Source organism: Anabaena sp. UHCC 0253 (assembly GCF_009712085.1).
GTDB lineage: Bacteria > Cyanobacteriota > Cyanobacteriia > Cyanobacteriales > Nostocaceae > Dolichospermum.
The window spans coordinates 119,338-128,768 of sequence record NZ_VILD01000008.1; the positions used below are offsets into that span (position 1 = coordinate 119,338).

Here is a 9,431-nt window from a genome sequence, read left to right on the forward strand (position 1 = left end):
GTCTCTTCCTTGACGAGGATTGATTAATGCTACTGGTAAAAGTGCCGCTTGCAATTTGAATTTATTTAATTCTGTTTCTAGTCCTCCTGTTGCTTCCAAGACGATGAGGTTTACATTATATATTTTCAGTTGCTCGACTAAATTAGCTATTTCTATTTCATTATTAGCCACTTGAAATGCTTTACCCATGGGACGGATATAAACATCAAGTGTTGCTTTACTTACGTCAATGCCTACCCATTGGGAGATATTTTCCATTTTTAACTCTCCACCTTCAATTACTTTCTTTTAATTTGTTTTGTTTTTTATTCATCCCCTTGATTTCACTCATCCTTGCACGATACGGGCTATATTATCTATGTCTTTGTTCATAGTTTTTACCCCAGGCGACTGTTCGAGTTCTGTCATGGAGATTGTTGTGGTGATCCTTGCTACGATGCGGTCTTTTCTGACCCAGGTTGGGACGGTCTACCACTTCCTCTAACATACCTCTAAGATACAAGGTTGGGTAGAATGAAGTGTTCACGAAGTGTGGCGAAGCCATAACCCAACATTGTAATATAGGACTCCTATTTGATTTTTGAACGGAACTCGGTACACCTTTATATTCTCGAATCCTCTTGCTTCTTGCCTTTTGCCTTCATACGTAGGAAAATTCAGGAATCAAACCGGATTCCTATATCTAACATTTTCATGAAAGTGTTGGGTTTCCTTACGTCAACCCAACCTACTGAATTGCTGAATCTCCTTAACTTTAATTACTTTTAGATTCAGCATGACCGTTACGAATAGACCATGCTAATTCTAACATTTGCGTCCAGCGTTTTTGGAGTTGTTTAGGAGTACACTGAACAGCTTTAGAGATAAGTTGATCACTTTGACAAGCAGTTTTCAATTCAAAAATTTGCTGTTGTTGTGGTGTGAGTTGATTCCAGAAAATATCCCATTGCTGGGAAGTTAAACCTAACTTGTGTTCCAAACCAGCACCCAACCATTGATGTACTAATTGCCATTGGTGTTGTTTAGCAAACTTCTCAACGTGATACTTAAATCTTTGTTGTAAATAATCGCGTTGACGGCTAGTTAAACCCAGAATTTGGTCAATTTCCGGTGCTGAAAGGTCTTGGAGTTTAAGAGTCAAGTAATCCATGCAATCAGATTGTCCTTGAGACTCCAGGTATTTCATCAATTCGGTAATCACACGATTGCGTTCCGACTCTTCCGAGGGGTCAAAAGTAGGCTTGGCAATCATTTGTGAGCGAATTTGCTGCACTGCTACATTACGTTGATAAGATTCGGCTTCTTCTGTTTTAGCAGAATCCACAGCCATTTCAATATCTACAGTAGTTTCTTGAGGTTGACGACGGGCAAAACCTTGAGCGCGTAAAACAATTAACTGTTGATTAGCGCCACCAGGTAAATTAATCCGGCGTTTGGCATACTGTTCTGTAAACGCCATATACTCCGCTAATTGTAGCTGAGTGCCGGGGGGTGTAGTCTTCAGGTAATTCAGTTTCTCGACGAAAAGCTTTAATAGCTTCGATATAAAAAGCCTGTAAAAAATCTTCAATGAGATTGTAACGAGCCTCAAAGCCTAAATCTGAGCCAGCAACAGTAACGTGACGATAAACGATCGCGCCCAAACTGCTATGTAATTCCACACGTCCTTGTTTAGCACCGAGTTGGTAGTAACGCAAGCACTTTTGTAAACGATGTCTTCCTAAAGTAATTTGCCAAGACTGAATTTGTCCTGAGTTTTGAATGCGGGAACTTTTATCACATATCCGTTCTACTTCTTTGGCTATCCGCTGGACTACAGCTTGCACACCAACTGATGTAGGTTTGACTTGAGATTGCATTTCATCGGATAAAAGTTGCACCAATGTATCGGTGTTAGCAACAGACAATTCTTCAAGAGAAATATAGCTATTAAAAGCAGATGTAGAATTAGGCAGATTGGCGATGTTAGCTTTCATGACTTTTCTGTAAAATTGGTATTGCACCTTAACTCAAACGCAGATACAGCATTTAAGGCCAGTCACATTAGCGAGAATCTTTGAGAATTTATTCTGTGAAGATTCATCACCTGGACTGCTGATATGTAAACACTGTAGGAAATTTCCAAAGTTAAGGGCTTGTTAATTGTGTCGCTTTTTTCTTTAGCAACTAAATCAAAGATGGGATAGAAATATTCACTCTTAGGTAAAAATAACCGAAAGCCTAGTCATGATTAGGTTTGCTGGAATTTCATGACTGGGGATTCTCATGCCTGTGAGTATGACAATTTCAAAATTGGAGTAAGGTAATCATAAATTAGCGCAACCGAGTCCAAAACAAAGGGTTGTACGCATAAAGCTTTATTCTTAAACCCAAGCAGCTACAGCTTCCCAACCTAAACCCCTCCGTATAATGACTGGTTCTTCGTCCGTCAAGTCTAAAATGGTAGACACTTGATATGTCGGTTCTTCAGCAGTGTCAATAATGATATCTACCAATTTATCCAAATGGTCATATAAATCTACCCGTGACAAAATTGGTTGTGGTTCGTCTTCAACTATTTCCTGGTCTTCGTCATTGACTCTGACATGAGCCGAAGTGGAAATAATTGGATTTCCTAACGCTTCCAGTAATGCCAAGCAAACGTTATGATTTGGCACTCGAATTCCTGTGGTTTTGCGTTTGGGACTTTGCACCAGTCGTGGTACTAGTTTGGTAGCAGGGAGCAAAAATGTGTAGGGTCCTGGTATTAACCGCTTCATAATCCGGTAGGCTGTATCACTTACGAAGGCATAAGTCGCCACATTGGAAAGTGAGGGACATAAAAATGTCAAAGGTTTATCATTTGCTAACTGCTTAATTTGCCGCACTCTTTCCACCGCTGACTTCGCATTCAAATCACAACCAATTGCATAAACTGTATCTGTAGGGTAGAGCATGATAGCGCCACTAGAAAGCGCCAACTTTATCTCCTCTATTCGGCGGCTTTGAGGGTTATCAGGATGAATCGTGAAAATTTTGGCCATAATGGGGTTGGTGATTGGTGATTGGTAATGGGTTATGGGTAATTGGTGATTGGTGATTGGGTAAGAGTTTTCTTCTTCCTGACAACTAACAACTGACAACTGACAACTGACGACTGACAACTGACAATTGACAACTGACAACGAACGACTAACAAATAAATTTATGAATAAAATCGCTTATATTCAATGTCCGACAGGGGTTTCTGGTGATATGTGCCTGGGGGCGTTAGTTAGTCTAGGTGTGCCTTTGGAGTATTTGACAGAAAAACTCAATGGCTTGGGAATTGAGCAGGAATACCGATTACGGGCAGAATTGGTTCACCGTCAAACTCAACAAGCGACTAAAATTCATGTGGATTTGGTTGATCATCACCATCATGATCACCATGAACATAATCATCATCACGGCCGACATTTGCCAGAGATAGAGGAGATGATTCTCAAGGGGAAATTGCCAACAAGAGCGGAAGCTTGGAGTTTAGCTGTATTCCGACAGTTAGCAGTAGCTGAGGGGGCTGTTCATGGCATTGCACCTGAAAAAGTTCATTTCCATGAAGTGGGGGCTGTAGATGCGATTGTGGATATTGTTGGTACTTGTTTAGGGTTGGATTGGTTGGGTATTGACAGCGATCGCCAGGGTTGGCCTTTGCTATACTGTTCTGCTTTCCCTACGGGAGGTGGGACTGTTCATGCTGCACATGGACTCATGGCAGTACCAGTACCAGCAGTGTTAAAGCTGTGGGAAATGCGGGGTTGTCCAGTTTATAGCAATGGTATTGACAGAGAATTGGTAACACCAACGGGGGCGGCGATCGCTACTACCTTAGTTCAAAACTTTGGTTCACCTCCACCAATCACTATCAAACAGGTAGGATTAGGCGCAGGTTCTCTAGATTTACCCATCCCCAATATACTACGGCTCTGGTTTGGTGAAAGTGAATCTTTACAGACTGATAACTGTGATCTGGCGGAATATTCCCCAAATTTAGAAACCATTACTGTACTCAAAACTCAAATAGATGACTTAAATCCCCAAGTATTCGGTTATGTATTTGAAGCTTTATTTGCTGTTGGTGCGGTGGATGTCTTTACCCAACCAATAGGAATGAAAAAGTCACGTCCCGGAATTTTGTTAACTGTTATATGTCATCCAGAGAAGTTAGCTAGTTGTGAAGAGGTGTTATTTCGAGAAACTAGCACTTTAGGGATTCGCCGCACTACTGAACAACGGGCAATTTTACAACGGGAAATTCAAAATGTGGAAACTGGTTATGGGACAATAGCTGTAAAATTTGCCTGGACAGGAACAGCTACAGAAAAGGTAATTACTAATGTGCAACCAGAATATGAAGATTGTGCAATTTTAGCACGAAAACATAATATTCCTTGGCAAGAAATTCACAGATTAGCACTTCAGAATTGGCATTTATTACAAAAAAAGGGAACAGATAAGAAATTTCAGTTATGAGTTGAAAGGTCAGTCAAAAAAGATGTTTTTAAAAAATGCGATTTCCATCTCATGTTTAAAAACATGAAATTTTCTGTTCCTTATTGTCCAGTCCCTGTTCCCTCTCCTCACAGATAACTTTTTCAGCAAACCCTAATTATGCAAAAATGTGGATAATAATATAGGGTGAGCAATGCCCACCCTACAAATGATCTTTCTTGTCTTGAGATAAATTTTAATCAGCGTTTCTCATACTCCTTTTGAATACATCTGTCGTATCCTCTCCTGTGCGCTGAATATTTTTACCCATATCTTCAGCACCTCGCTGCACACTCTTTGTTAAATCTTTAGTAGCATTCGTAACATTTTCCTGGAGGTTTTCAATTCCTCTTTGAGTTCCCTTCGTTACACCTTCTCGCAATTCTTCCGCTGAACTACCTATATCCTCACCTAGACGTTTCACTCTTTCATCTAAGGGTGTTCCTTCCTGATAATTACGAACAAATTGCTCTCGACTATCAATTCCTTTTGTTTCTACATTTCTTTTAGCCTGGTTTATTAAATCTTCTGCTCTATCTCTAGCTTCTTCTTCCGCTCTTTTTGCTCTGGAATCTATATCACTAAACTTATCAGTTCCCACTGGATAAGAAGGAATTGGATAATTTACTGCGGGATCATATCTTTGTGCATTTGGTGGTTGTCCTGGCGGTTGGTTTGGCTGTGTAGCTATTCCTGGGCGATTACAAGCTTGTACTAAAAATAGGAAAGTTACTGCCAAAAAAACTGTCAAAACTTTGAGGGGGCGTAGGTTTTGCAACCAAGCAATTACTGTTTTCATATTCCTCTCCTTTTCTGGTTTTGACCTAATTCACAATTAATCAATATTAAATTGAACAGCATATTTTCGCTGATTTTGATTGAATTTAAAAACAATCTTAATCACAGAAAAGATATTTATCTTTGCATATATCGCATTGTATAGCAGTTAGATTCAAAGTTTTATCTAACTATAGGGAGAGATTTTTATTGATTTTGATAAGCTTGATATATGTATGTGGCTATTCGGTAGTTGCTATGCCAAACTATTAGCTAGACTCACTAAGTAATATTAAAATATGTATCAATAACTGACTAAAAATATTGTATGGGTTGACATATAACGAGCATTTATTATTATCTATAAATACAATTCAAATTATTTTTAGATAAACTTAAACTTACGAACTAGATGCTTATTAAATTGGCATTTTGTTGAATAGTTAGCCAAGATTATTAACTTGCATACTGGCAATTTTGTGAAAAGGCTTATTTACTAATTTTAGCCTATGGGTAGGAGATTTGATTTAGTTCGGGTGATAATTCTTAGGTGTATCAGTTTCTAACAAAACAGCAGATTTTCAAAAGGATAAGTTTGCTTCCAGCGATAGGTATTAAAGTCACGCTAATCTACTGAAAAAATGCGTTCATGTCCTAAATCTTCTGCTAAAATTACTAGGGAAGCATCAGATAAATCCATTGGTAGATTAGCATATTTTTCGATTAATTGAATAATTTGCGGAGTATGATGAGGTTATAAATTAAAAACTGTAAATAATTCTTGTTCCAGACTATTTAAAAAAGTAACTTGAGCTTTAACTCCTAATTTGAGTAAAATTTTTCGGTATGATCCTATTATAAACTACGCACCAAAGATCCCCGACTTCTTTTCAAGATTTTTCTATCATATCCATAACCAATCTTAGAAGTTGGGAATCTAAATCTGGTGAGGTGAATGTTTCCAGGTGTATCTGTCATGGTTATATTGTCTTCTCTTATTTACATGATAGTTGGGTGAGATGATGTGGATAGATACAGGGTTTTTGGGTTGTAATTTAGTGTTATTAATCGTGGGTATTGTTGGGTTTCCTTGTGTCAACCCAACCTACAAACTACTATTTTTTAATACCTTTAATAAATGCTGTTCTTGCATCAATAATGGAAGGCATTAAAACACAACTTGCCAATAAATTCATATCTAAAGATGGCAATAATTCACTTTGATTAATTTGCTCATAATTATCATTTTTGAGATGATAGAGAGACAATTGATTATTTTCCCAAAACCAAACTTCAGTAATATTAAATCTTTTGTATTTTTCTAGTTTATCAATACTGCCACTGGTAATATTAACTTCAATTGCTAAATCTGGATTTTCTTTTTTTTCTCCGATATAATAAGATTCATCAGGTTCAAAGGAAGCACTTTTTTCTTTTGCGCGACGAGTAGCACTACCTACTGGGATAAAGTTTATCCCTTTTTCAAAAAGATATGCTTCTATCAAAATAGCGATAATTTTTTTGATATTTTCGTGTTGTTCACCAAGTGTCATAAATTCGATGTACCCATCAAGATAAGTTATCCGCAAATTTCCTGCGTCTGCGGTTAAGGTTTCTATTATTTCAAATTCCTTCCAGGTGTAATAACCAGGTAGAAGAAATCGCTGTTCGGAAATTGTGGTGGTTTTGTCTAGGATTTGGAGAGTCATAGTAATTTTATGGTTATGACTTTAATCTTGATTATAACTCATGGTCAGGTGATAATTGTCAGGTGAGGTGAATGTTTCCAAGTGTATATGTGATGTTTCTATTGTCTTCTCTTATTTACATGATAGTTGGTGATGTTTGGGTGAGATGATGTAGACCGATACAGGATTTTCGGGTTGTAATGAGTGAGGGATGTGATAAAATATAAAAAGCAGAGCAGTAAATATTAATTTATTCTCAAGGACAAATCAAATGACCGTTGAAGAAATAATTATAGATAAGGTAAAAATATTACCTCCTGATAAACAACAAGAAGCCTTAGATTTGGTAGAGTTTTTGTTAGCTAAAATGCAAAAACAAGGGTTATCTAATCAACCCAAAAAATCAGGAATTTCGGCTTTAGCTATGGCTCAAGAATACGTTGGTTGTGTGGAAGCAGCCGAGGATTTATCTACTAATAAAGATTATATGAATGGTTACGGTGCATGATGAGGGGATGTGTTTTACTAGATACGGGTCCATTAGTGCCTGTAATTAATCGTCGTGATCAGTTTCATGGTTGGGTAACATCACAATGGGATAATATTGAGCCTCCTTTATTAACTTGTGAAGCTGTAATTTCTGAGGCTTGTTTTTTGTTACGAAATGTTTATGGTAGTCAAGATGCTGTGATAAATTTGGTGAGGAATGGAGTTATTAAAGTACCTTTTAATTTGGATGATGAAGCTGTAATTATTGGTGAACTTCTCAAGATTTATCAGTCTGTACCGATGTCTTTCGCTGATGCTTGTTTGGTGAGGATGTCTGAACTTTATAATGATAGTTTTTTGTTAACTTTTGATAGTGATTTTCTGATCTATCGGCGCAATAAAAATCAAGTTATTCCGGTAATTATGCCAGAATAAGAGGATTTGATTTAGTTTGAATGATAATTCTCAGGTGAGATGAATGTTTCCAGGTGTATTTGTGATAGTTCTATTGTCTTCTCTTATTTATATGATAGTTGGTGATGGTTGGGTGAGATGATGTGAACAGATACAGGGTTTTTGAATTGTAATAAGTGCGTTATTAATGGTGGGTTATGTTGTTGTTCACCCACCTTCAAGAACTTTTTTAAGGTAAAATCCAGTTTTCTAATTTTAGCTCGGAAATTCGGCTATAATGACGAGTGTTGTTAGTTACTAAAATATAGTTTCTAGTTATTGCAACACTAGCAATTAATAAATCGAAATCTGCTACTGGTTGTCCTGTTTTTCTAAGTTCCGCTTTTAATTCTCCAAACTTTTTGACAGCATTATTATCTAAATTTATAACTTCAATATCTTGAATGAATTTTTCTGCACGAGTTAAATTTTCTGCTACTTTTTGAGAATTGTAAGCACCAAAATACAATTCAGCACCGGTGATGTTGCAAATACAAATTTGCTCCCATCCTATTTGTTGGATTTTATCTCTGACGGAATTAATGTTTTTAATCCAGTAAATGCAGGTATCAGTATCTAATAAATAAATCATAAGCTAATATCGTAGTTAGAAATAGTTCGGCTATCATAAATCTCTGTGACTATTTCTGCTGCTGTGCGTTCATCTTCCCAAGCACCATATTTTTCTATAAATGTGTCTAGTGGATGTGGTTTTTGTTTTTGGGTAGATGAGAAAGTTATCTCATTTTCTATGTGTTGATTTTCTGGTTGTGGATAACGTTTTTTGAGTAGTTGAATAAAATCTAGTAGTAAGATTTGTGCTTCTTCTGGTAAGGTGTCAATATCTTTAGATATTTCGGCAATTTTTATTACCATTATTAACTCCTAAGTTGAGTAAAATTTTTCGGTATAATCCTATTATAAGCTACTCGGTGATGGTTGGGTGAGATGATGTGAATAGATACAGGGTTATTAAAGGTGGGTTATGTTATTGCTAACCCACCGAGAGTATTACTTGTTTCCTAAAAATTCATCTACGGTAATTCCTGCTTGTCTAATTAAACTTCTGAGTAAACCTGGTGCTAGTTCTTTATGATTAGGAACTGATAAAATGGGTTTTGATTCGTGCCACAGTATGATATGACTTCCGGTTTGATGATCTACAGCATAGCCAAATTTTTCAAAGATTTTGACTGTTTGTTTACCGGAAATATTTGATAAGCGTCCCATTTATACTACTACTTCCCCTACAAAAGATTGAGATTCTTTGGTTACATAGGGTTTACCATGTTTTTCTAATACGTGAAGATAGCCTTTGATAGCATCTTTGATATTTTCTATTGCTTCATCTAAGCTTTTACCTTGACTGACACAACCAGGAAGTTCTGGTACTTCAGCAACGTAACCTAGATATTCTGAATCATAGGTGAATATTACTTGAAATTTCATACAGGAGGGGTTTGTATATTTGTGTGCTGATTATTAATATATCTAATTTTCTTGGCTAGTTGTTCG

At 36.9% G+C, this 9,431-nt stretch carries 10 protein-coding genes and 2 pseudogenes; 3 read left to right on the top strand and 9 right to left on the bottom strand.

Going from position 1 to position 9,431, the window contains the following annotated elements; translation table 11 throughout:
- From FJR38_RS27845 to FJR38_RS20555, 3 genes and pseudogenes are all read right to left on the bottom strand, one after another.
- Positions 1-258, bottom strand: a pseudogene (locus FJR38_RS27845) (IS110 family transposase); the annotation flags it as partial.
- A 496-nt stretch (positions 259-754) separates the two neighbouring features.
- Positions 755-1,976, bottom strand: a pseudogene (locus tag FJR38_RS20550) (HetZ-related protein).
- A gap of 387 nt (positions 1,977-2,363) precedes the next feature.
- Positions 2,364-3,023: an L-threonylcarbamoyladenylate synthase gene (locus FJR38_RS20555; RefSeq protein ID WP_168539305.1), complete on the bottom strand. Its 660-nt coding sequence runs from the start codon at positions 3,021-3,023 to the stop codon at positions 2,364-2,366.
- Between the two features lie 163 nt (positions 3,024-3,186).
- On the opposite strand from FJR38_RS20555, the gene larC reads away from it, so the two are divergent.
- The gene (gene larC, locus FJR38_RS20560; protein ID WP_168539109.1) at positions 3,187-4,491 is read left to right on the top strand and encodes a nickel pincer cofactor biosynthesis protein LarC; all 1,305 of its coding nucleotides are present in this window, start codon (positions 3,187-3,189) and stop codon (positions 4,489-4,491) included.
- A gap of 214 nt (positions 4,492-4,705) precedes the next feature.
- On the opposite strand, the gene FJR38_RS20565 is transcribed toward larC, so the two are convergent.
- Complete coding sequence (locus FJR38_RS20565; RefSeq protein WP_168491973.1) at positions 4,706-5,308, bottom strand: hypothetical protein; 603 nt, start codon at positions 5,306-5,308, stop codon at positions 4,706-4,708.
- Positions 5,309-6,401: 1,093 nt separating this feature from the next.
- Complete coding sequence (locus FJR38_RS20570; protein ID WP_168539111.1) at positions 6,402-6,995, bottom strand: Uma2 family endonuclease; 594 nt, start codon at positions 6,993-6,995, stop codon at positions 6,402-6,404.
- A gap of 250 nt (positions 6,996-7,245) precedes the next feature.
- Between FJR38_RS20570 and FJR38_RS20575 the strand changes: the two genes are divergently transcribed.
- Positions 7,246-7,482: a DUF2281 domain-containing protein gene (locus FJR38_RS20575; protein WP_168539113.1), complete on the top strand. Its 237-nt coding sequence runs from the start codon at positions 7,246-7,248 to the stop codon at positions 7,480-7,482.
- Positions 7,479-7,898, top strand: a complete 420-nt coding sequence (locus FJR38_RS20580) for a type II toxin-antitoxin system VapC family toxin (RefSeq protein ID WP_254449519.1) — start codon at positions 7,479-7,481, stop codon at positions 7,896-7,898. Before FJR38_RS20575 ends, FJR38_RS20580 begins: the two co-directional genes overlap by 4 nt.
- A 208-nt stretch (positions 7,899-8,106) precedes the next feature.
- Here the strand turns inward: FJR38_RS20580 and FJR38_RS20585 are convergent, their stop codons facing one another.
- From FJR38_RS20585 to FJR38_RS20600, 4 genes are all read right to left on the bottom strand, one after another.
- Positions 8,107-8,508 (bottom strand): type II toxin-antitoxin system VapC family toxin, encoded by a 402-nt coding sequence (locus FJR38_RS20585; RefSeq protein ID WP_168539115.1) that lies wholly within the window; start codon positions 8,506-8,508, stop codon positions 8,107-8,109.
- A complete protein-coding gene (locus tag FJR38_RS20590; RefSeq protein ID WP_168539117.1) occupies positions 8,505-8,792 on the bottom strand; it encodes a hypothetical protein in 288 nt (95 codons plus the stop codon). Before FJR38_RS20590 ends, FJR38_RS20585 begins: the two co-directional genes overlap by 4 nt.
- A gap of 135 nt (positions 8,793-8,927) precedes the next feature.
- A complete protein-coding gene (locus FJR38_RS20595) occupies positions 8,928-9,146 on the bottom strand; it encodes a type II toxin-antitoxin system HicA family toxin (RefSeq protein ID WP_053538668.1) in 219 nt (72 codons plus the stop codon).
- Complete coding sequence (locus FJR38_RS20600; protein ID WP_053538669.1) at positions 9,147-9,365, bottom strand: type II toxin-antitoxin system HicB family antitoxin; 219 nt, start codon at positions 9,363-9,365, stop codon at positions 9,147-9,149.
- Between the last annotated feature and the right edge of the window lie 66 nt (positions 9,366-9,431).

Coding starts and splice junctions, on each gene's coding strand:
- FJR38_RS20565 (WP_168491973.1), bottom strand. CDS start 5,308: ATGAAAACAGTAATTGCTTGGTTGCAAAACCTACGCCCCCTCAAAGTT.
- larC (WP_168539109.1), top strand. CDS start 3,187: ATGAATAAAATCGCTTATATTCAATGTCCGACAGGGGTTTCTGGTGAT.
- FJR38_RS20570 (WP_168539111.1), bottom strand. CDS start 6,995: ATGACTCTCCAAATCCTAGACAAAACCACCACAATTTCCGAACAGCGA.
- FJR38_RS20595 (WP_053538668.1), bottom strand. CDS start 9,146: ATGGGACGCTTATCAAATATTTCCGGTAAACAAACAGTCAAAATCTTT.
- FJR38_RS20590 (WP_168539117.1), bottom strand. CDS start 8,792: ATGGTAATAAAAATTGCCGAAATATCTAAAGATATTGACACCTTACCA.
- FJR38_RS20575 (WP_168539113.1), top strand. CDS start 7,246: ATGACCGTTGAAGAAATAATTATAGATAAGGTAAAAATATTACCTCCT.
- FJR38_RS20585 (WP_168539115.1), bottom strand. CDS start 8,508: ATGATTTATTTATTAGATACTGATACCTGCATTTACTGGATTAAAAAC.
- FJR38_RS20580 (WP_254449519.1), top strand. CDS start 7,479: ATGATGAGGGGATGTGTTTTACTAGATACGGGTCCATTAGTGCCTGTA.
- FJR38_RS20600 (WP_053538669.1), bottom strand. CDS start 9,365: ATGAAATTTCAAGTAATATTCACCTATGATTCAGAATATCTAGGTTAC.
- FJR38_RS20555 (WP_168539305.1), bottom strand. CDS start 3,023: ATGGCCAAAATTTTCACGATTCATCCTGATAACCCTCAAAGCCGCCGA.